Annotated in this window: 19 protein-coding genes; 7 read left to right on the forward strand and 12 right to left on the reverse strand. The window is 63.0% G+C overall.

Going from position 1 to position 22,451, the window contains the following annotated elements; all coding sequences use genetic code 11:
• Positions 1-138 precede the first annotated feature (138 nt).
• Positions 139-1,788: a M24 family metallopeptidase gene (locus HX613_RS11915; protein WP_235345527.1), complete on the forward strand. Its 1,650-nt coding sequence runs from the start codon at positions 139-141 to the stop codon at positions 1,786-1,788.
• A 159-nt stretch (positions 1,789-1,947) separates the two neighbouring features.
• On the opposite strand, the gene HX613_RS11925 is transcribed toward HX613_RS11915, so the two are convergent.
• The 9 genes from HX613_RS11925 to HX613_RS11965 all read right to left on the reverse strand — a co-directional run bounded on the left by HX613_RS11925 (position 1,948) and on the right by HX613_RS11965 (position 12,942).
• A complete protein-coding gene (locus HX613_RS11925) occupies positions 1,948-4,008 on the reverse strand; it encodes an aldehyde dehydrogenase family protein (RefSeq protein WP_328284956.1) in 2,061 nt (686 codons plus the stop codon).
• Positions 4,009-4,223: 215 nt separating this feature from the next.
• Positions 4,224-5,171 carry a 5-dehydro-4-deoxyglucarate dehydratase gene (gene kdgD, locus HX613_RS11930; RefSeq protein WP_235345528.1) on the reverse strand — a complete coding sequence of 316 codons (948 nt, stop codon included), beginning with the start codon at positions 5,169-5,171 and terminating at the stop codon, positions 4,224-4,226.
• Between the two features lie 106 nt (positions 5,172-5,277).
• A complete protein-coding gene (locus HX613_RS11935; RefSeq protein ID WP_235345529.1) occupies positions 5,278-6,156 on the reverse strand; it encodes a LysR family transcriptional regulator in 879 nt (292 codons plus the stop codon).
• A 92-nt stretch (positions 6,157-6,248) separates the two neighbouring features.
• Positions 6,249-7,367 (reverse strand): alcohol dehydrogenase catalytic domain-containing protein, encoded by a 1,119-nt coding sequence (locus tag HX613_RS11940; protein WP_235345530.1) that lies wholly within the window; start codon positions 7,365-7,367, stop codon positions 6,249-6,251.
• On the reverse strand, positions 7,364-8,068 hold the full coding sequence (locus HX613_RS11945; RefSeq protein WP_235345531.1) for a phosphonatase-like hydrolase: 705 nt from the start codon (positions 8,066-8,068) through the stop codon (positions 7,364-7,366). The genes HX613_RS11940 and HX613_RS11945 overlap by 4 nt, the downstream gene beginning before the upstream one ends.
• 83 nt (positions 8,069-8,151) lie before the next feature.
• A complete protein-coding gene (phnE, locus tag HX613_RS11950; protein ID WP_235345532.1) occupies positions 8,152-9,831 on the reverse strand; it encodes a phosphonate ABC transporter, permease protein PhnE in 1,680 nt (559 codons plus the stop codon).
• Positions 9,831-10,700, reverse strand: a complete 870-nt coding sequence (gene phnC, locus HX613_RS11955; protein WP_235345533.1) for a phosphonate ABC transporter ATP-binding protein — start codon at positions 10,698-10,700, stop codon at positions 9,831-9,833. The genes phnE and phnC overlap by 1 nt, the downstream gene beginning before the upstream one ends.
• Positions 10,701-10,711: 11 nt before the next feature.
• Positions 10,712-11,713, reverse strand: coding sequence for a phosphate/phosphite/phosphonate ABC transporter substrate-binding protein (locus HX613_RS11960; protein WP_235345534.1), 1,002 nt, complete (start codon positions 11,711-11,713; stop codon positions 10,712-10,714).
• A 44-nt stretch (positions 11,714-11,757) separates the two neighbouring features.
• Positions 11,758-12,942, reverse strand: coding sequence for a TIGR03364 family FAD-dependent oxidoreductase (locus HX613_RS11965; protein ID WP_235345535.1), 1,185 nt, complete (start codon positions 12,940-12,942; stop codon positions 11,758-11,760).
• Between the two features lie 205 nt (positions 12,943-13,147).
• Here HX613_RS11965 and HX613_RS11970 point away from each other — a divergent pair, with 205 nt between their 5' ends.
• Together HX613_RS11970 and HX613_RS11975 are read left to right on the forward strand one after the other, a co-directional pair.
• Positions 13,148-13,915, forward strand: a complete 768-nt coding sequence (locus HX613_RS11970) for a GntR family transcriptional regulator (protein WP_235345536.1) — start codon at positions 13,148-13,150, stop codon at positions 13,913-13,915.
• Between the two features lie 58 nt (positions 13,916-13,973).
• Positions 13,974-15,371: an FAD-dependent oxidoreductase gene (locus HX613_RS11975; RefSeq protein ID WP_235345537.1), complete on the forward strand. Its 1,398-nt coding sequence runs from the start codon at positions 13,974-13,976 to the stop codon at positions 15,369-15,371.
• A gap of 35 nt (positions 15,372-15,406) precedes the next feature.
• On the opposite strand, the gene HX613_RS11980 is transcribed toward HX613_RS11975, so the two are convergent.
• Entirely contained in the window at positions 15,407-16,552 is a 1,146-nt protein-coding gene (locus HX613_RS11980) for an SLC13 family permease (RefSeq protein WP_235345538.1), read from the reverse strand.
• A gap of 143 nt (positions 16,553-16,695) precedes the next feature.
• Positions 16,696-17,994 (reverse strand): Nramp family divalent metal transporter, encoded by a 1,299-nt coding sequence (locus HX613_RS11985; protein WP_235345539.1) that lies wholly within the window; start codon positions 17,992-17,994, stop codon positions 16,696-16,698.
• A 327-nt stretch (positions 17,995-18,321) separates the two neighbouring features.
• Here HX613_RS11985 and HX613_RS11990 point away from each other — a divergent pair, with 327 nt between their 5' ends.
• Genes HX613_RS11990 through HX613_RS12000 form a run of 3 tightly spaced genes read left to right on the forward strand, consistent with a single transcriptional unit; the run spans position 18,322 to position 20,593 of the window.
• On the forward strand, positions 18,322-18,732 hold the full coding sequence (locus tag HX613_RS11990; protein ID WP_235345540.1) for an MmcQ/YjbR family DNA-binding protein: 411 nt from the start codon (positions 18,322-18,324) through the stop codon (positions 18,730-18,732).
• Between the two features lie 14 nt (positions 18,733-18,746).
• Positions 18,747-19,697 (forward strand): phosphoglycerate dehydrogenase, encoded by a 951-nt coding sequence (locus tag HX613_RS11995; protein WP_235345541.1) that lies wholly within the window; start codon positions 18,747-18,749, stop codon positions 19,695-19,697.
• 44 nt (positions 19,698-19,741) lie between these two features.
• Positions 19,742-20,593 carry an aldo/keto reductase gene (locus tag HX613_RS12000; protein WP_235345542.1) on the forward strand — a complete coding sequence of 284 codons (852 nt, stop codon included), beginning with the start codon at positions 19,742-19,744 and terminating at the stop codon, positions 20,591-20,593.
• Positions 20,594-20,631: 38 nt separating this feature from the next.
• Here HX613_RS12000 and HX613_RS12005 read toward each other — a convergent pair whose 3' ends face one another.
• Positions 20,632-21,327, reverse strand: coding sequence for a TetR/AcrR family transcriptional regulator (locus HX613_RS12005; protein ID WP_235345543.1), 696 nt, complete (start codon positions 21,325-21,327; stop codon positions 20,632-20,634).
• Positions 21,328-21,459: 132 nt separating this feature from the next.
• Here HX613_RS12005 and HX613_RS12010 point away from each other — a divergent pair, with 132 nt between their 5' ends.
• Positions 21,460-22,407, forward strand: a complete 948-nt coding sequence (locus tag HX613_RS12010; RefSeq protein ID WP_235345544.1) for a ketopantoate reductase family protein — start codon at positions 21,460-21,462, stop codon at positions 22,405-22,407.
• Positions 22,408-22,451: the final 44 nt, after the last annotated feature.

Consider the following 22,451-nt stretch of genomic DNA (forward strand, 5'->3'; position numbering starts at 1 on the left):
GCTGCCCGCTCAGCCGTCTCGGCCCTACGAACACACCTGACGAATGGCCGACCGTCCGAAATCCATTCGACTTCGGATGCCATCCGCACCGCAAGAGACGAACGAGTCTCACGAAACACATATGGAGTTGGATACACAATGATCAAACTGACAACAGACAAGACGCGACTGGCGGATTCCTTCGGACTGAATGCCCAGAAGAGTCTGCTGTTCTCTGCGATTCGGCTTGATTCGAGCCCTCTGGTCGCCCCGATCGTCGCTGATACCTCCGAAGGTGAGGTTCTGCTCGTACGTCAGCAGGAACAGGGAAACGCGCTGTCCGCCGGCGTTCCGAAGGATCGCATGAGGTTCTATGCGCCGTGGGTGACGATCGACCCTCGGATCGTCGCCGACACCCCCGCATCTGCATCACTGACAACTCTGGTGGGCGAGCTGGCTGATGGCGAACAGGTCGGTCTCGCATCCGATGTCGTCATGAAGCACTACTCGGCCCTATCGAAGAGCCTCGACGTCGTTGCCGACAAGCAGCCGACCACTCCGGTCATGGCCTACGAGGTTGACACCGAGGCTGTGCTCGACCGGTTCGCACAGTGGCGCAGACTCGGAGCGGAGACGGCCAAGAGGCTCATTCAGGATGTCGACCATCTTTCGGGTCTCGACAAGGAGATCCAATCAGAGACCGATACCCGCTATGAGGCATTGCAGTCTCTGGCGAAGCGTGAGAGTCTCGACGCCGTCCTCATCTCCGCGCCCCCGAACTTCAGCGAAGTCGTCGGGGCTCGGCAGGGCGGGGACCAGCTGGCCCTATGGTCTGCACGCGATGAGAAGCTCTATGTGCTCGCACCGGAAACCGCTCATGGCGTGGGAGGTACTCCGGTTGGTCGGTTCGCCGGGTACGGCGCCGGCGCCGTGGCACTTGCACACGGCACTCAGATCGGCGTCGAGGAAGAATGGATCCCGACCGGACTGGTGCTGGAACTGGAATCCGAAGGTGCCAACGTGAGCGAGCTGTCGACTCCGCTCGGACACTGGCGGGACATCCGTGATCACGAAGATCTGGGATTCCAGGTCGTCGCTGCCAGGTGCAGCGTCTTCGCCATCGAGGAGGCGCTGAGTTGGGCCAAAGACTCTTTGGCAGCAGGCGAGGAATTCACCGAGCTGGACATCTATGCGCGTTACGTCGATAAGATCGTCGAGTTCCGGGCGGACAATGCGATTCCCTTCGCGATCGAGCCCTATTTCACGAATCTGCACTCATCGAACCGGATGCTCTTCCCTGGGCCTCCGGTCGATTTCCCGATCAACGACGACACCAAGTGCATTCAGCTCGACGCCGGTGTGCGCATCACCTTCGACGGTGTCACCGTTGCGACATCTGACATGGCACGCTCGCTGCCGCGCACCGAGGGTGCGATACGGGCCTATGAGTTCTTCTTCGATGTCGTCCGTGAGGGCATCATCGGTCAGCTGAAGCCCGGGGTGGTCTGCGAAGACGTCCACGAAGGGACCTTGGACTACCTGGCACCTCACCTCGAGCGCATGGTCGAAATCGGCATGCTCGGAGAGGATGTGGACTTCAATACGGAGTACCGCAAGCGCAATGTCGGACACCTCATGGGCAAGCAGGAATCGTTCGCCAATGAACTGCGGCCCGGGTACAAGCACGTGCTGCAGGTCGGATCCTTCGGAGCAGCGGAGATTCCATGGCGCTATGGCGACGTCGCAATCGGCACAGAGGATCTCTGGTACGTCGGCAGCGATCGCACGTATATTCTCTCGAAGCGCTGAGACAGGCTCCTCGCAGACGCACTAGGGCGGGCACTTCCGAATAGGAAGTGCCCGCCCATTGCGTTGAAAGTATGCAGGGGAGAACCTGTCACCAGGTACCAAGGCACAAATGAAGCGGCCCGGACGCGATATCGACCGGGCCGCTGTGCTGTTGTGCTCTCAGCCTCTGAGTTTGATGACTGCTTCGATCTCGACCGGTGAGTTCGCAGGGAGGCGGGGAACTCCCAGTGCGGTCCTTGCATGCCGGCCAGCTTCACCGAGTGCGTCGACGAGGAGCTTCGACGCACCCTCCGCGACGATCGGATGCTTGCTGAAGTCGGCTGGGCTGGCGACATAGACGTTGAGTTTGGCGATGCTCTCGACGCTCTCAAGACCGAGGTTCGTTTCCAGTTGAGCGATGAGGTTGACCGCGCACAGCTGAGCCGCTGCGATACCGTCCTCGACGCTCAGGTCGTCACCGACGACACCTTGGACCGGGACCACGCCGCCCTGTTTGGCGATCTGTCCCGAAACGAAGGCGAGATCTCCCGCGACGGTGACCGTCTTGTAGCTGTAGCTGGCCGGATTCGCCTCGGGAAGGTCGAAACCGAGATCGCCGAGGCGACGACGTACTCCGTCGGAGATCGACTCCCTCGCAGCGTTCGCAGGAGAGTTCCCTTTTTGGTCCCCACCCTGCCCGGGGGTGTACTTGCCGTCGACGGCACGGCCGATTCTCAAGGGATTCGACTGCTGGAGAACTGACGGCAGAATCGCATCGGGAATGTTCTGATAAGCAACAGGCCGAAGGAAGCGCTCGATCGCGGTGGCACCCACCGAGGTGGTCTGGGGAGCCGAAGTCGCAGGGAACGGTCCGCCGTGGATCATCGCATGACCCACATCGACCCCGGTCGGCCAGCCATTGACGATGATCCGACCGACTTTGAGCTCGAGCTCTGACACCAACGCGTTCGCGGTTGCGCTGTCCTGTTCGCTCATCTGGAGCGTCGCGGTCAGCTGTCCTTCGAGTTCCGTGACGACAGGTGCCAACTGGTCGGTGGTCTCGTAGCGCACGATGAGAGCGGCCGATCCGAAGATCTCATTCTGCAGCTCTGCGTTCGAGGCGAAGTCCTTGACCGAGACGGTGAATACGGCGGGGCCCGGGGCGTTGAGAGTCTTGCCGTCAGCCCCCTGTGCTAAGGCCGTGACGCCAGGTTGAGCCGCAAGCTGATCGACACCTCGCTGCCAAGCTTCGGCGATGGACGGGGTGAGCATCGTCTGCCCCGTTGCCTCTGAGAAGTCCTTCGCAATGTGCGCGGTCAGCGCATCTCCACGAGCGCCAGTGGGGACGAAGAGAATCCCTGGGGAGGTGCACAACTGACCCGAAGAACCGGTCACGGCTGTGAAGAACCCCCGGGCCACCTCGGCGACGTCATCGGCGATTGCACCGGGGAGCACGAAGACGGGGTTTATCGAGCTCATCTCCGCATGCACGGGGACCGGCACTGCCCGTGCGGCAGCGGTGGCGGACAGGGCCAGGCCCGCAGTTCTGGAGCCGGTGAATCCCACTGCAGCGATTCGAGGATCGGCTGCCAGCTGCTGGCCGACTTGTGCGCCGGAACCGTAGACAAGCGAGAAGACACCGGGGTTGAGATCATTGTCGGCAACGGCGCGGGAGATCGCTGCTCCGACCAGTTCGTTGGTGCCGGGGTGAGCGTTGTGTGCCTTGACGATGACCGGGCAGCCGGCGGCCAGTGCTGAAGCGGTGTCGCCGCCTGCCGTGGAGAACGCGAGTGGGAAGTTGCTGGCTCCGAAGACGGCAACCGGACCCAGCGGCACCTGACGCTGACGGATATCGGGTCGAGGCAGCGGTGCGCGATCCGGAAGTGCAGGATCAATGCGCACACCGTGTGCATCGCCGAGGAGGACGACCGATGCGAAGAGGCGCAGCTGATTGGCCGTTCTGGTGATTTCTCCGTTCAATCGTCCGACGGGAAGTCCGGTCTCCTGGGCTGCCCGTTCGACGATGACGTCTGCGGCGGCTTCGATGTTCACCGCAATGTCAGTGAGGAACTTCGCGCGAAGTGTGGGGGAGATGCTCCGGTAGGAGGAGAAGGCTGCGTGTGCCTCGGCGATGGCGGCAGAGACCTGCTCCTCGCTCAGAAGCGTGAACGCGGGTTCCAGCTCCTCACCGGTCGCAGGATTGACCGCGTGTGCGGTCCCGCCCTCTCCAGGTGTCTTCATGCCGGCGACGATCGAGGAGCCGGAGATCGGCGGGGTTGAGGTAGGGGTATCGGTGTTCGTTGTGGTCTTCGTGTCGGTGAGCTGAGTCGTCATGAGTGACCTCTTTTCGGTTGAGCGATGTCGGCGCCGACCGGCTCAAGCCGATCGGCGCCGATCTGTGGTTGTGCAGCTGTATCGGTGGTCTTGGTGCGTTGGTGCCTGCAGTCTGGCGCAGGTCAGGCGACCGCGGAGGTGGTGCGGTCGAGTTGAATTACGGCAGCAGCCATCACCTGTTCGAGATCCCGCAGGTCGGTCTGTGTGAGGTTCTGCAGGGGAGGTCGGACCGGGCCGCAGTCTCGACCGATGACCTTGAGGCCGCCCTTGACGATGGAGACGCCGTAGCCCGCGACACGATCTCGGATCTTCGAGTAGGGAAGCACGAATGAATTGAGCTTCTCCGTGACTGCAGCACGATCCTGGCGGCGGACCGCAGAGTAGAAGTCGAGGGCGAACTCAGGCGCGAAGTTGAACATCGCCGACGAGTAGGTGCTCATCCCGAGTTGGAGCAGAGGCAAAGCGTAGACCTCGGCTGTGGGCAGACCTCCGAGGTAGAAGAGGCGGTCGCCGGTGCGGGCGTAGACCTTGGTCAGCTGTTCGATGTCACCGATGGCGTCCTTGAAGCCGATGAAGTTCTCATGGGTGTCTGCGAGTCGTTCGACGGTCTCGGGTGAGTAGATGGCGTTGGCTCGGTTGTAGACGATGACGCCGATCTTCGTGGCAGCACAGATGGCTGACACATGTTCGAAGAGGCCATCTTGACTGCACTCGGTGAGGTACGGCGGGAGGACGAGGAGGCCTTCGGCACCCACCGCCTCAGCGTCGATCGCATTCTGCACAGCTTGAGCGGTGGCCCCGCCGGCAGAGGCGAGCACCGGCACCTCCTGGCGGGAGGTCGAGACGGCCAAGCTGACAACGTCCTTGGCTTCAGCAGGGGTGAGACTGAAGCCCTCCCCGGTACCGCCGGCCGCGAAGAGCCCGGCGACGTCGAAACTTGACTGCCAGGCGATGTGGTCGGTGTAGGCATCGGCATCGATCGTCAGGTCGGATGTGAAGGCGGTTGCAGGGAAGGAGAGGAGACCGTCCTTGAGGTGGTCGGCGAGTTCTTGAGGCAGGTAGTTGGCCACGGAATGACGTCCTTGTTAGTCGGGATGATGATCCCACTGTAGGAACGCCGAGTGATTCCTGTCCAAGATTATTTATATATGCATTGATGCTCCAAAAGTATTGCTTCTACTCGTCGCGGATGAGGCTGAGGACTTCCTTCAGTGCGGGGTTGCGCGACTCGGGATTCCAGATCGCGTGCAGCTCCACGACATCACGCGGGGCGCCTCGCAGCGGCACGTATTTCACGCCTTCCACGCCGAGGCGCGCAGCGGATTCGGAGACGACGGCGATACCTCGGCCAGCGGCCACGAGGTTGACGATGGTGAGAATCTGGCTGAGGGAATGGGCGACCTCATTGGCCTCGACATCAATGTAGCGAACGGTGAGGTCGTAGAAGTATCGAGCTTTCGTGGCATCGTGCATGAGCAGCCTCTGCCCGGAGATGTCCTTCGTCGCAATCGACTCCCGTGTGGCGAATTCGTGGTCCGATGGGACTGCGAGGACCAGCTGTTCCGAGAGCACAAGGGCAGCGTCGATGGTCTCCGGTATTCTGCCCACCCGGCCCAGGCCGATGTCGATCCGCCCTTCCGACAGTGCCTTGATCTGCTCGGCCGTGACCATTTCGGCGATCTCGACGCTGACGCCTGGAAGTCGCTGCGCCAGTGTTGACACCAAACTGCCGAGGACGCCGAAGGTCGAGACTGCTGTGCAGCCGATGGTGATCTGCCCCCACGATCCCTCGGCGATCTTCTGTGCGCGCCGAGGTGCGCGTTCGACAGAGGCAAGCAGGCCGTAGGCTTCTGCGAGGAAGGCCTCCCCCGCTGGCGTCAGGGTCACCGTGCGGTTGTTGCGTTCGAAGAGATGGACACCGATGGACTTCTCGAGCTTCTGTATCTGCCGACTCAGCGGCGGCTGAGTCATATTGAGTTCCTCAGCGGCGCGTCCGAAGTGGAGATTTTCGGCCACAGCGATGAAGCCGGTGACCTGGGCTAGGGTGAACTGCATTGCTCGCTCGATTTCTTTCGGGGTCTCGTGCCGCTGCTGTTCTGCAGTGTATCCGCTGACCCCACCTCTCACCTTGCTGAGAGCACAGCCTCTCACCCGTCGATGTGCACCACGGTTCGCAGCCCCGGACTCGGCTCTGCAAACTCCTGAGCCAGTTCGGCCAGTTCGATCGGGCCGCCGAGGATGTTCTCCCACGGCATATCACCGCCATCAGTCGCCAGGAAGTCGACGGCTTCCTGCAGGTGGTGGGGTTCGAAGTTGTGCACGCCCGTGATGGTGCGCCAGGCTCGCACGAACTGTTCGGGGCTGATCTCGATGTTCGGTCCCGGGCTCACGCTTCCGGCGAGAACTGCGGTACCGCCGATTCCCAGGCTGGCAACACAGGTCTCTACGCCCGAGGTGGTGCCGGAGAGTTCGAGTGCAACATCGACATCTGCGGGCATTTCGTCTTCCATGATCGTGCTCGCCCCGGCGAACAGGGCCATATCCTGGCGCCGCGGCGTCGGGTCGAAGGCGAGCACCTCGGCGGCGCCGCGGGACTGGGCGGCGGCCACTGCTGTGAGCCCCAGCATTCCGAGTCCGTTGACGAAGACCCGGCGGCCTCGCAGATCACCGGCGGCCTCCAACATCGCCATGACGGTGGCGACGGCACACCCTGCTGTGGAGGCCACGGCGTCGGGCACCGAATCCGGCACCGGGACGGCTGCCACGCCCCTGGGCAGGTGGATGTGTGAGGCGTAGGTGCCGGAAAGCGTCCAGCCGCTGTCGGTGGATTCGTGACCGACCTTGGCCACCGACCCGCATTTTGTGCTGAGCCCGCGCCTGCAGTTCTCGCATTCCCCGCACACCGAGGTGACAGAGAAGACCACGCGCTGGCCGAGCGGGAAGCCCGCCCGCGAATCTTCGACCACGCCGACGCCCTCGTGGCCGAGCACGGAGGGGCATGCTCCGGGGCGACGCCCGCGCACGGTGTGCCGGTCTGAGCCGCAGACGGTGGCAGTGGTCAGGCGGATGAGACTCTCGCCCACAGCAAGTTCGGGGCGGTCGAAGGACTGAATCTCGAATTGATCCCCGCCGAGCCAGACGACTGCCTGGACCGTGTCCGCGACGACCTCAACACCCGCCGAGGCCTCCGCCTTCACTGAGGTGTCGGCCGGGGAGGCCTGAACCGGAGACTGTGACTGAACCCGCGGTTGAACCTGCGCCGTCACTGGTTCACCCCGGCTGAGGTTGCTGAAGTCGACAGGTCGGCCAGAGCGTCGGGAAGCTCCGCAGCGGAATCGAGAACGAGGTGGGCACCTTCGGCGGCGAAGTCCTTCCGGCTCAGGTGGCCGGTGAGCACACCGACCGAGGTGACTCCGGCGCGCAGGGCCGACTGCACATCCGCCGAGGTGTCACCGACGCTGACGACCGCTGCCGTGTCCTCCACGCCGAGTTCCTTCAAGACCCTCTCGATCATGTCGGGAGCCGGCCGGCCGGCCTCGACCTCGTCGCCGCAGGCGGACGCGTCGAAGGTCTCGCCCTGCTCCCATCCCATGGAGGCGAAGATGAGATCAGCGATCTCCCGAGCGAACCCGGTCGTCAGGGCGACCTTGATGCCTTGCTCGCGTAGAGTCGTCAGTGCTTCCTCGATCCCGGGCAGCGGCTTCGGCGGATTGTCGGTATAGGTGCGGCGCAGTTCCTGTCGGAACCATTCCCAGGTCTTCTCGTGGAGTTCGTCATCGACGTCGACCCCGCCGAGGCGGAGCAGATTTTCGATCGCCCATCTCTTCTCAGTGCCCATCCACTTCTGGAACACCTCGTCCGTGTAGTTCGCACCTTCGCGTTCAGTGGCCTCCCGCAGAACACGGTAGACCTCGTCGCGGTCGTCGATGGTGGTGCCGGCCATGTCGAATACGGCGAGTTCAATCATGGTGTTTCTCCTTCTGTGTTGGATCAATGCGTGCCTGTGTTGGATCAATGCGTGCAGGTGGGACGTGTGAAATGACGGGAGAGTCAGCGAACGGCCTGGCGCAGCCACATCGACAGTGCTTCGACTGCGAGGACGACAGCGACCATGAGGATGAGCACCATGGTGACAACATCGAACTGGTTGACCCGCGAAGCGTTGAGCAGCAGGAATCCGATGCCTCCGGCCCCGACGACTCCGAGGAGTGTGGCTGAGCGGATGTTGTTGTCGAGTAGGTACATCGCGTGAGCGACGAAAGCCGGTGCCGCCTGGCGCAGTGTGGCTGAGAAGAACACCTGTGCCTCGCTGGCACCGGTGGCGCGCATCGCTTCTTGCACCTGGGTGTCCGTCTCCTCGAGCGAATCGGCGATGAGCTTCGAGAGCAGGCCGATCGCGCCGATGGACAGAGCCAGGGTTCCGGCGACCTCCCCCAGGCCGGAGATGACGACGAAGATGATCGCGAGAATCAGCTCGGGAATGCCGCGCACTATCACGATGATCACCCTGAATGTCTGGTGCACATAGACATTCGCCACGGCGTTGCGGGCGGCGAGGATGCCGATCGGTATCGCGAGGACGGCGCCGATGAGGGTTGCCGCGAGCGAGATCTGGATAGTCACCAGCAGCGCCTCGACGAGGTTGGACATGGTCCCGCCGGTCGATGGCGGGAAGAACAGCGCCAGAGTCTTCGGTAAGTCGAGAAGCCCATGCAGGAGTGCTGACCAGGACACATCCACGCGCCACAGGGCCGCAACAGTGAAGATCACAATCAGCGCAATCGAGAGGAAGCGCTTGAACCGGGCCGAACTCCACGGCGGTGTCAGATGGAGATCGTTGACACCCGATTCGCGACCGCGGTTGAACAGGCGATCGACCCAGGTGCCGCCGGTGATCCTCTGTCCAGCCGATCTCATCAGCGCTGCCCGGATCGCTCCCGAGAGCAGCTCGACGCCGATGCACAGCAGCAGGACCAGCACGGCCAGGGCCATGCCTCGCTGATAGTCAAGCGTCCGCAGGGAATCGGCAATCGCCAACCCGATGCCGCCCACGCCGACGTAGCCCAGAAGCACCGAGGTACGCAGATTGATGTCGAACCGGTGCAGCGCCGTCGCGATGAGCTGCGGCATCAGCGTCTGTGGAATGGCCGCCATGATCTGCTGCCCACGGCCAGCGCCGAGGGACTCCATCGACTCACGTGGGCCATCGTCGAGTTCCTCGATTGCATCGGCATAGAGCTTGGCAATCATGCAGACCGAGTGGATGCCCATGGCGATGATTCCGGCGGTGGCTCCGAGGCCGAACATGCGCAGGAAGATGATCGCGAGCACCAGATCGGGGATTGCCCGAGCCAGCACGGTCAGAGCGCGCGCGACCCACTGCGAGGTGACTCCCCAGCGGGTCGGCCCGGCGGCGGCCAGAGCCACCGGAATGGAGAGCGCGACCGAAAGCAGCGTGGCGAGGAAGACGATGGCCAAGGTCTCGAACACCAGCGAAAGAGTCTCTGACACAGGCGGGAAGTCGAGAGGGAACACGCGAGCAAGGAAGCGTCCCGCATTGTCGACGGAGTCGACGATGGTGCCCAGATCGATGCCGAGAGAACCGATCGACCACACGCCTCCGATGACCAGGACGATCATCACGATGACGGCGGCGATGCTGTGCCCGGTCGGACGCGGACGCGCCGGCGGCGTCGGAGCCTCGCGCGGGGCCTCGACGAGCGTGGGCATCAGCGAGTCACACCTGACGCGGCTGCTCGGGGACCGACCGCAGCCTCGGCGAGGTCCATTCCGGAGACGCTCGAATAGATCGTCGACGCCTCGTCGGCGCTCAGACCCTGCGTCGCGCGATCGAGCACCGCCTGCCCGGTGCGCAGACCGATGATCCGATCGGCGAACTCGATGGCCAGCTGGACCTGGTGGAGCGAGGCGATGACGGTGAGCTTGTCTTCTTCGGCGATCTGCCGCAGCAGGTTGATCACGTCGAGGGCCGAGACCGGATCCAGTGAGGCCACCGGTTCATCGGCCAACAGCACTGTGGGGTGCTGCATGAGTGCGCGGGCGATGGCCACGCGCTGCTGCTGACCTCCGGAGAGAGTGTCCGAGCGCTGGTAGGCACGATCGGCAAGACCGACACGGTCGAGCTTGTCGATGGCCTCTCGGCGCACGGACTTCGGGTACATCATCAGCGAGATGCGCGGCCCCTTGAGCGAGCCGAGCTGCCCGGCGCAGACGTTCTCCAACACGGACATCGGACCGACGAGGTTGAAGGACTGGAAGATCACGCCGATGTTCCGGCGCAGCTCCCGCAGACTGCGCTTACCTGCTGAGCTCACGTCCTGACCCAGGACGCGCACCGTTCCCGAGGTGGGGGTGTGCAGGCCGTTGATGTGACGCAGGAGCGTCGACTTCCCCGATCCGGACAGCCCGAGCAGGACTGTGACCCTGCCGGCACGGAATCCGATGTTGACGTCGTCAAGTCCGAGGACTCCACCGCCGAAGTCCTTGGTCACGTGGTCGAGCTGGACGGCGTAGATATCGTCGATCTCTCGCTGAAGTTCAGCGGTCTTAGCGCTGCTGGCATTTCGATGATTGCTCATGGGTGTCTCTCCTAGCCGACGTTCTTGCAGGCGTCTGCCTGGGTGGCGTCGCAGATGTCGCGGATGGAGTCGAAGTCAGAGTCGTCGACAGGCTTATAGCCGTATTCGATCTCCTCGGGCAGGACGCAGTCGTCCTCGGAGGAGCAGACGCCGGCATCAACCATGGCCGGAATGTTTGCCTTCTCGCGCAGGACGGTCGTGATCTGCTTGGTCAGTTCAGGATCGAGGGATTCGTTGTTGACTGCGATCGGGTCCTCCGTGATGGGATCGGACTCCCACACCGGCTCCAGGCTGCCCGCCTTCACCTGCTCGGACTCTTCGAGGGTGCCCAGCATAGTGTCGTGGGCGAAGGCCGCATCGCATTCTCCGGAGTCCAGGGACAGCAGCGAGGCGTCATGACCGCCGGTCAGAATCTGCTTCATGTCCTGCTCCATGTCGAGGCCCTCGTCCATGATCACCTTCATCGGGACGAGGTAGCCGGAGGTGGAGGCCTTGTCGACGAAGCAGACGTTCTTGCCCTTGAGGTCCTTCAGGCCCTTGATGTCCGAGCCCTTCTTGACGTAGGCCAGAGACGTGTAGGCCGGAGCCTTGTCTGCGTCGTGGGTCGGAGCGGCTGCCGGTTCCATGTCGATGCCGGAGTCCTTGGCGATGACATAGGCGAACGGGCCGAATGAGGCGGCATCGATCTGGCCTGCGCGCATCCCCTCGATCACGGCCGCGTAGTCGGAGGCATTCTGGAACTCGACCTTCTTGCCGGTCTCCTCCTCGAGCAGAGCGGTGACGTTTTCGAAGGTCGACTCCAGCGTGGAGGAGGATTCGGCTGGGACTGCTGCGAACGTGATGGTGTCGCCGTCGTCGCCGGAGGGGCCGCAGGCGGCGAGCAGCGGGAGAGCGAGTGCTGCGGCCGTGAGAGAGCGGATGGTGCGGGATCGAGCAGTGCGAGAACGGAAGCGTGGGAACAGGGCCATGGGTGGCCTGCCTTTCGAGTGGTCGGGGTGATCGCTTGGTGCCATTCTTCGACAACTCGAAACAACATGTCTATACAATTCTTGCCTGTTCACCGATCGGACATGACAACTTCATCGGCGGTTGGGGTGAGGGGAGATGAATGCGACGCAGGTCTCGTTCTCATCGCGGCTGTTTCCCCGCCGAGGATGCGGTCCGCGATCCCGAAGGACAGGGTCATCCCGATGCCCGAGGTGACCACAGCGACCGTCGTCTGCTCATCGGGGTGTTCGAGGATCAGGTTAGTCTCGGCGCTGTCCGCATACTGGCCAAGCCACCGTTGGCGAACGACGGGTTCAGCGATGCCGAGCATGCTGGTGGCGCGCTCGAGCAGCAGGTTGCCGACGTGTTCGTCGATGAAGGGCTCAGGGCTGAGGGCATAGGCGTGGGAGTCGCCGATGAGCAGTCCGTCGGCGATATCGGTGACCATGAGGTTGGCGATGACATCGACGAGCTCGGGCTCCCGCAGGGCGAGATCCTCGCGCAGAGCCGATGCCCCGGGCATGGCAGCGAAACCGTCGTAGCGGGCCAGCGAGGTGCCCGTGAGCATGGCGAACCCGGTGGGCGTCTGCGGCGGTCGCTCGATCAGGGACATGACGAGCGTGCAGATGCGCACCCCATATGTCTCGGCGATCCTGGGGAACAGGGAGGTGAGCTGGTAGCCGGGGCAGACGACGACCTGCTCACCGTGGACATCGCCCCGGTTGGTGGACACGGTGCCGCCGGCCACCTCGGTGACGGTGGTGTTCCAGGTGAAATCGACACCTTCACCGGCCAGCCAGTCGGCAATTGCGGCGGCAGCCTCACGCGGGTCGACCCGTATGTCCAGGGGCAGGTGGGCCCCGCCGATCGCGCCCAGACTCGGGTTCCCGACAGCTGCTGCAATCTCCTCGGCGCTGAGCATCGTTGCCTGATCCGGACCCCGGTGATCGGCGAACTCCTGGAGGACCAGGAGCTCTGGTTCGGTCATGGCGGGGATGAAGGAACCGGTCTCTGCGGCCCAGATTCCCGTCGCGGCGGCGACCTCTCGCCAGCCGGCACGAGACTTCATGGCCAGGTCCTGGGCTGTGTCTGCCTGACCGGTGAAGCACGCGTGTCCGAAGTTCTGGATGGATGAGCCCACAGGGCGGGCGGAGCGGTCGATGACATGGACCCTGCGGCCCTGCTGGTGTGCGCGGAATGCGGTGGCCAGGCCCAGGATTCCGGAGCCTACGATGATGAGATCTGATTTCGACATTCCCCAATCTTGGTCGCTTTCTGCCGTACGATGACTACATGTATGTACAAGTTTGATGATTGTTCATCTGAACGTGATGTCCAAGATCCCGAGGAGCACTCTCGGTTCATTCGGCAGGAATAGGAAGTAGAGGAGAGCCCCGCTCGAACAGCAGCACCCTTGGAAGCACGTGTCCCTATCCCTAACCCCGACGAGACCAGCACACATGACTCAGCAGCGCACGCGACAGCAGCACGACGAGATCGCACATTACCTGCGAACGGCGATTCGTGAGGGCTATTTTCAGCCCGGGGACGAACTTCCCTCCGAGGCAGAGCTCACCCGGAAGTTCACCAGCTCCCGCGGCCCGGTTCGACAAGCGATGTCGACCCTGCGGACCGAAGGACTGATCTCCTCCGGGAGAGGGCGCCGGACGGTTGTCCTCGACAATGTGCCCACCCAGTCCTTCGACGACATCATCTCGTTCTCCCAGTGGTGCCACAACGCCGACATCGTCCCGGGTCAGCGCACCCAGTGGGTCACTCGCAGGCCCGCCGAGAAGTCCTTGGCGGCGAGCCTGCTCATCCCCGACGGTGATCCGGTCGTCTCCGTGTTCCGGCTCCGCCTCATGGATGATGTGCCCACCATGGTCGAGCGTTTGAACTATCCCCTCGAGGTCGGGCGCCACGTGCTTGCCTTCGACACCGACTCAGGTTCGATCTACCAGGAACTCATCGACCAGGGCGTCGACATCAGCCGAACCTCACGGACCATCGATGCGATCGGAGCCAACGAGGACGATGCCGCTCTGCTCGAGGTTCCGGTCGGCACCCCGCTGCTGCGGGTTCGCCGGCGCGCGTTCACGAGCGCCGGCGAACTGATCGAGTCCTCGGACGACCGCTATCTTCCGTGGAAGGCCAGCTTCACGATGAACTCCACCAGGGGCAACCCCAGCTCGATGGCCCTGACGTCGACCCACCTCGGCGACGTCTGATGGTGAGGTCCTCGGAGTAGGCTGGCAGGACCGAACTGTCAGCTGGAAGGAACCCATCATGGCCGAGCACAGCAGTGAAGTCGATCAGAGCGAACACGTGGACCTCCTCGTCATCGGATGGGGCAAGGGCGGAAAGACGCTTGCGGGAACCATGGCCAGAGCGGGCAAGCGTGTCGCCGTCGTTGAGCGCTCCGATGCCATGATCGGTGGGTCCTGCATCAACATCGCCTGCATCCCGACGAAGATCCTCGTCCACGACGCAGAGAACAAGCGCGAATCCGATGACGTCGCCGAGTACTTCGCCAAGGCCGTGAAGCGTCGCGATACCCTGACCGGGGCGATGCGGAAGAAGAACCTCTCGATGCTCGACGATCTTGACTCGGTCCTCCTGGTCTCCGGCCGCGCCGAGTTCACAGGCGAACGCGAAGTCCGCGTCACCGGCGGCACCGACACCATGACGATCACTGCCGACACCGTCGTCGTCAACACCGGCTCGGTTGCGAACATCCCGCCGATCGACGGAGCCAAGCTGGGCGGGCGCATCCACGATTCCGAGTCGCTACAGCACGTCACCCCATTCCCCAAGCGCCTCGTCATCGTCGGCGGCGGCTACATCGGCCTCGAATTCGGCTCGATGTTCACCCACTTCGGGTCACAGGTCACTGTGCTCGACCACGGGCCCCGCCCACTGGCCAACGAGGACGACGACGTCGCCGAGGTAGTCGCCGCAGCGCTGGCTGATGATGGCATCACCATCATCAACAATGTCTCAGTGACCGCAGTCAGCGACGGTGCCGACGCCGCGACCGTCAGCTACGAGATCGATGGAGAGACGACGACCATCGACGCCGAGGCTGTGCTCCTGGCCGTCGGTCGCAAGCCCGCCACCACAGACCTGGGCCTCGACAAGGCCGGTATCGAGACGAACGAACGCGGTTTCATCACCGTAGACGAGCACCTGCGAGCCTCAGCCGAGGGTGTGTACGCGTTCGGCGATGTCAACGGCGGGCCGATGTTCACCTACATCTCCCTCGACGACAACCGCATCCTGGCCGACCAGCTGCTCGGTGAGGGCCAGCGGTCGACGAGGGACCGCGGATCCGTGCCGTACACGATGTTCCTCACCCCACCCGTGGCCCGTGTCGGACTGAGTGAGAAGGATGCGCGCGAACAGGGTTATGAGATCAAGGTCGGAGCGAAGGCGATGGCCGATATCGCAGCAGCACCACGTGCGAAGATCGAGGGCGACCCCCGCGGCATCGTCAAGTTCGTCGTCGACGGGGCGACGGACCTCATCCTCGGTGCCGCACTCGTGCACGTGCACTCACAAGAGGTCATCAACACCGTGGCCCTGGCGATGCGCCACGACGTCACCGCCACCGAGCTGCGCGACACGATCTACACCCACCCTTCGGCGACGGAGGCACTCAACGAGGTGCTCGGAGTGGTGAAGTAGGAGCTGTCAGGGCGACGCGATCGCGAGCGCCCGATTCACGAGATCCTCAGCGCCAGCGCCGTCGCCGGAACGATGAGCACGACGAGCAGCAGCCCCAGCAGCATGAACCTGCGCCAGGAGATCTCTACGCCCATGCGACTGAGCCGCTGATGCCACAGCAAGGTGGCCAGTGACGCCCACGGTGAGACCAGGGGTGCGAGGTTGACCCCGATGAGCAGCGCACCCATCCGCAGCGGAGTCTCAGCGGCCGTCGACAACGCCAGGAACGCAGGGAGATTGTTCACAGCATTGGCGCCGAGAGCACCGAACGCCGCCAGCCGCAGCAGAGCCCAGAAGTCCTCGCCGGAACCCGAAGCTGCGGTCAGAGCAGAAGTGAGCCCGTGGACCTCGGCCGCCGTGACGAGCACGAAGAGGCTGCCTGCGAAGACGACCGTGCGCCACGGCACCAATCCGAATCCGAGTACATCCCTGTTTCTGACGGCGAATGCCGCGACCAGGACCAGGGCTGCGCCGCAGGCCACGACCGCGACCGGGAGCCCGGACACGAGCAGCGGCAGCATCACTGCAACGACGATCAAGCCCACCACCAGCAGAGGGCGGTCCGAAATCCGGGTCCGCTCCGATAGTTCGAATCGGCCGGTGAGGGAGCCTCGGTGGATGAGAGTGAGCATCCCGATGGTCATGACCACGGCTACGAGAGCGGGTACCCACAGTGCGCGAACGAAGGCGAACGGAGTGCTGCCGAAGGTATCGGCGGCGAGCAGATTGGTCAGGTTCGACACCGGCAGGAAGAGGGAGGCAGTGTTGGCCAGCCACACCGTCGCCAGGGCGAACGGCAGTGGCGAGCGCCCGACATGTCTGGCCAGCACCACGATGATCGGAGTGATGAGCACCGCTGTGGTGTCCAGTGACATGAAGGCCGTAGTCAGGGTGATCATGATGAGGACGAAGATCCAGAGCAGCATCACCCGGCCGCGGCCCCAGGCGGCCAGCTGTTCGGCGATGACGGTGAAGACGCCGGCGGTGCTGGCGAGCTCGGCGACGATGGTCATGGCGACGACGAAGATCAGTACGGGGCCGGTCGTCGTGGCCAATTCGGCGGCGTCGGCGAAGGGCAGCAGGCCAGTGGCGACGACGACAACGGCCGCGCCCAAGAAGACCCAGGGCACGATCCTGGTCAAACGCTGAGGGGAAGGGGCTGAACTCGCTTCGCTCACATCTGCACAGTAGTCCGCAGGAGCCCGTCAGAGCGAGATCTCTGACATCTCGGCTCAACCCGGGAGGCGGTGTCCGACCACCCAGCGGGCGTCCGTGACCGCTGGGCTCAACCGGCGAACCAGCCGATGAACACCTGAATGGTCACCCAGATGGTGAGAAGTGTCGTCGCCACCAGGATGATGTTCTCGAACAGATTGGCCTTGTGCTTGCCGAAATGGCTCGTCTTGTTCGCCAGGATCAGCAGCCCGATGGCCACGAGCGGGACGATGATGGCCTGCAGTCCGGTGACGAACACAGCCATTTCCACAAATCCCGGCATCCCAGGCACGGACCACAGGATGGGGGAGATGAGGATGAAGAGGCTGAACCATTTGAACAGAGGATCATCTTCGAACTTGGTGCCGTACTGTTCGCGCCTTGAAGGAAGGATGATGTGCAGGCAGTCGATGATCACCTTCGGGAAGCCATTGGCGAAGCCGATGACGCTGCTGTAGAGAATGCCGAAAGCACCCAAGTAGAAGATGACTCCGCCGAAGGTGCCGAGATGAATGGTCAGAGCTTGAGAGATGTCATCCAGGCTTGAGACCTGGATTCCCTGGGGTCTGAGGATCTCGGCACCCACCACCCAGATGGAGAGGCTGATGACGATGGCGGCGGAGATGCCGAAGAGGATGTCATTGCGCTGCAGCTTCTTGAATGCAATGCCCTTCCATCCTTTGTCCCGAACGTAATAGGGATAGAGGAAGTTCGCCATCGAACCCGCTACTGCACCGATGAGGGACAAGGCCACGGCGAAGACGCCGAACGCGCCGGTGTTGGCCGGGATTCCGAAGCCGATGGTTCCCTGGATGAGCTCGCCGACATCGGGGACCGAGTAGATTGCCAGCCCGAGGAAGACCACCGTCATCATTGCCAGCAGGAGCTTCATGCCCTTTTCGATGGTGTTGTAGACGTTGCGGCCGATGACGAAGATGCTTGCCACGACCAGAATGCACGACCAGAGGAACGGATTGCCGACAGTGACGATTTTGGCGACTGCCTCACCAGCGCCCTTGATCATGTAGCCATTGAGAAGGTGACCGCTGATGAGTGCTGCAATGCCGATCGCCCATGGATAGAACCTCGACACATCGTTATAGCCTTCGACGATCGTCTGGTTCTTGATGTTGAGCACCTGATATCTGCCCATGATGTTGACGATGACGAACCTGATGAGAAGAGAGGCGACCAGCAGCCACATCAGGCTGTAGCCGTAATTCGAGCCCGACACGGAGGCTGTGACCAGGTCACCGGCTCCCATCATGGCGAGGACGGCGATGATTCCGGGACCGAACTCTCGGAGGCCGCCTAAGAACCTTCGCCGCGTGGGCGGAGCTGTGGTGTGGTTTTCGCTGTTCACTGTCATCGTTTCCTCTTTCGGAATGTCTTCGTAGTGCAGAAGGCCGCTGCGGTGCGTATCTGAATCTGGTGTGAAGGCGGAGGGGGAACGCTCAAATCAGGCATGGCCGGTGAGCAGTCCTTCTTCGCAATGCCCCCTGATTCGTCATTTCCCGCGCACCTCCGTGTGCTCGGTGAAATGGGTGGCTTTCAGCCTATGGAGGGGTTCGTAGTGCTGTCCAAGGTTTTATAGGCATGTAACAATGCGTGGAGGGTATTGGACCCACAATCGTGGTCATGCGCAGCAAGGAATTCTGCTCTAGCCAGTGACTGAAACCATGAATAGGGTGGGCCCATGGCGCATCCACAGATGTTCGATGATGGCGACCCTCAGCTGGCGCGCCTTCGAGAGGTCGCTTTGAGCCTTCCCGAGGTGCAGGAGAAGGTCTCGCATGGGCGACCCGCGTTCTTCACGAAGAAGATCTTCGCTCACTTCGGAGGCACACGGAAGCTCGTCACGGGTGGCATGGAACAGCATCCGCAGGCGCTGCTCATCTTGCCTGATCCGATGGACGCCGAGGTGCTGATGGAGCGACCGGATGCCTTCGTTCCCATGTACCTGGGTCCGACCGGCTGGATCGGTCTCGAAATGGAGAGCCTCAATGAGGACGAGGTTCGTGAGCTGCTGACCGATTCCTATCGGAATACCGCTCCGGCAAGTCTGGTCCGCCAGTTGGCTTCGGAGACGCCGCCTTCGCAGACGTAGCTATCCTCGAACACATGAGCAATCGCATCGTCATCACCACCGACTATCTTCACCCAGGCGACACCGTCGACGCGATGTTGCGCGAGCGCGGTCTCGAACCGGTCTACTCGCCGGCAGGTGGGCATCGCGCGGATGAAGAGAAGCTCGCCCTGTTCGCCGGTGCCGTCGGCGCGATCGCCGCGAGTGAACCGGTCACGGCTCAGATGCTTGCGGCCGCTCCCACCTTGAAGGTCCTCGCCCGTGCCGGAGTCGGCTACGACAATGTCGACATCGACGCGGCGGGCGAACTCGGCATCCGTGTCTGCAACACACCAGGAGTCAACCACCACGCGGTCGCCGAGATGACGCTTGCCCTCATGCTCTCCTGCGCCCGGCGTCTCAGCTCTGTGTTCGAGGGCCTGGGCAAGGGTGTTTGGCCACGTGAGGCGGGAACAGAGCTGCGAGGAAAGACGCTGGGCGTCATCGGCTACGGGCCCAGCGGCCGAGCGATAGCAGTTCTCGGTGCGGCCCTGGGCATGCGAGTCCTCGTCTCCACTGGCCACCCCGACGCAAGCTCCCACGTATCGCCGAGCGTCGAGTTCGCCGACTTCGACTCGACGATCGGCTCCGCCGACTACCTGACTCTCCACAGTCGGGCGGGCAAGGGCGATCCGATCATCGGCGCCGAAACGTTTACGGCAATGAAGGATTCTGCGATCCTCATCAACACGGCTCGCGGGTCACTCGTCGATGAAGAAGCGCTGGTCACCGCGCTCGAAGCTGGAGAGATTGCTAGTGCAGGGCTCGACGTATTCCAGCGCGAACCCCTCGTGGGGGACAATCCGCTGCGAACAATGAGCAACGTCGTCATCACCTCGCACCTCGCCGGGCAGACGCTGGAAGCCAGGGAACGCGCCGGGGTCGCGGCAGCTCAGGCCGTCATCGACGTGCTCGACGGGAAGGTTCCGAACGGACTCGTCGTCTGATCACCCTCTGGCACGAACCACCTCGGCGGTCATAGGGTTGGGGCATGTCCACTTCAGAGCACAGCTCAGCGATTCCGACCCTTGAACTCAACGACGGGGCGACCATCCCCCAGATCGGCCTCGGCACCTACGCCATGCGCGACGCCGAGGGGGTCGGCGCGATCGTTGCCGGCATCGACAACGGGTACCGACTCCTCGACACCGCGGTCAACTACGAGAATGAGCGCGAAGTCGGTCGGGCCGTCATCGATTCCAAGGTCAGTCGGGACGAACTCTTCATCACGAGCAAGGTTCCGGGTCGTCACCACGGCTTCGACGAAACGATCGCCAGCACCGAGGAATCCCTGGCCAGGCTCGAACTCGAGCGCCTCGACCTCCACATCATCCACTGGCCCAACCCCAGTGTGGGCAAGTACGTCGAGACCTGGCGCGGCCTCATCGAACTGCGCGAACGCGGCCTGGTGACCTCGATCGGTGTCTCGAACTTCACCGAATCAATGCTCCAGGAGCTCATCGACGAGACCGGAGTGACTCCGGCCGTCAACCAGGTCGAACTCCACCCCTACTTCCCGCAGAGCAAACTCATCGCCTTCCACCAGTCGATCGGCGTCCAAACAGAATCCTGGTCACCGCTGTACCGCGACCAGGGCCTGTTCGACGAGGCTCCCATCGCCGAGGCGGCTCAGGCTCATGGGGTCGAGCCGGCTCAGGTGGTTCTGCGCTGGCACCTCGAGGTCGGCAGCCTACCGATCCCGAAGTCGGCCAATCCCGACCGGCAGAGACTCAACGCCGACATCTTCGACTTCACCCTCACCTCCGCCGAGGTGGCTGCCATCTCCGCACTCGAGCGCGGTCGCATGAAGGATCGTGATCCACTGACCCACGAAGAGATGTGAGCAGTCGCCTCGGCTGAACGGTCACCGAGGTTGAACGCTCACTGTGGCGCGGCGAAGACTTCGCCGAGCCCCATGCGGCTTGGTCCAGGAAGTGATCGTCCGGCCTGCTGCCCATTCGCCTCGAAACTCTGCAGCAGATAGGCGATGAGCCGTCGCGAGAGGTCGTGAGCATGCTCGGGCGGAGCCTCGCTGATGCCGCCGTTGGCCAGGAAGATCAGCATGAGGTCGCTGGGGCTGAAATCGGGTCTGAGCCCGCCTGAATTCTGCGCACGTTCGACCAGGTCTGCGAAGGCGGCTTCCGCGCGCAGGCGCTTCTCATCGATTCCCGCGTCCTCGGAGAACGCTGAGAGAAACGCCTCGGTGAACCCGCGATCCTCGATCTGCATCCGGCCCAGGTCTTCGACGAACGTGCAGAAGCCGTGCCAGGGGTCCGGATCTGCAGCGGCTTCTTCGAGGACCGATTCGCAATGCGTGAGCTGAGTGGTGAACACCTCGGCGATGAGCGATCGGCGGTTGGGGAAGCGCCGGAAGAGCGTTGCAGCACCCACGCCGGCCCGGCGGGCAATCGCCGTCATGGGCACATCGATGCCACGCTCGGTGAAGAGGTCGCGCGCCGCTGCGAGAATGCGCGCTCTGTTGTCCGCGGCATCCGCACGCAGCTTCGGACGGTCGAAGTCTGCACCGCCGGCATCGTTTGGCGAGTGCTGCGCATCGATCTGAGTCGTCTCAGCCATTTCTTCTCTCACTTCCGGAAAATCGGAATGCTTCGATGGATTCACCGCTTAGTCTATACGTAAGTGGAAACCATCTTCCACATATTGTGGAGATCTGAAGAGCGCCGACCGGCGCAGTGGAAAGGCGCAGATATGAAGATTCTGATGTTCGGCCGCGGAGTCATTTCGACACTGTACGGATGGGCCCTGGAGAAGGCGGGAAATGAGGTCGACTTCTATGTCCGCCCAGGTCGTTCCGCTGACTTCGGGTCCTCGGTCGACCTGGACATCAGGGACGGCCGGACCTCTAGGAAAGGGAAGCCAGTTCACGAAGAGTGGCCCATCACGTTGCGCGAAGACCTCGAGCCGGACCACGATTACGACCTCATCGTCGTCAGCGTCAACCACGATCAGCTGGACGCCGTGGTCGACTTCCTCAGCAGCCGAGTCGGCCGAGCCACCATCCTCGTCTTCAACAACATCTGGGCCGAGCCTGCAGCCGCCGTGGCTGGTCTGCCCCGCGAGCAGATCGTCTGGGGGTTCCCGGGCGGAGGAGGTGGGTATTCCGGCAACTCCCTGCACGGCGGATTCGTCAAGAGCATATTCCTCGGCGACATCGATGGTTCGAGCCGCACCGACAGACACCGAGCCGTCCGGGACCTCTTCACCACGGCCGGGTTCTCAATCTCCGAGGTGAAAGACTTCCGCAGCTGGCTGTGGTTCCACTTCATCCTCGACGCGGGAATCATGGTCGGCTGGCTGCGGATGGGAAGCTTCGACGCGCTCGTCCGCTCGCGCCCCGCACTGCAGGAAGTTGTGCGACTTGTGCGGGAGATGATCCCGGTGCTCACAGCGAAGGGCGGAACCTCGAGGCTCGGTGCCGCAGCGGCACGGTTCATCCCCGCCGGCATCTTCGGATTCACTATGCAGAAGCTGCTGGCGGGCGACAATGTGCTCACCGACATCATGGTTCAGGCACAAGCCACCGGACACATCGACTTCGAGGCACAGGCAATCTATCCGCGCGACGTCCTCGCCGACGCAAGGCAACTGGGCGTAAAGGTGCCCCGGCTGGAAGGAAACGAGCCGGCCTTCCGGTGAGGCTGGAGCGCTATCACCAACCACGACGCCGTGCGAATTTGGCT

This window comes from Brevibacterium sp. UCMA 11754 (assembly GCF_021532275.1).
Classification (GTDB): Bacteria; Actinomycetota; Actinomycetes; order Actinomycetales; family Brevibacteriaceae; genus Brevibacterium.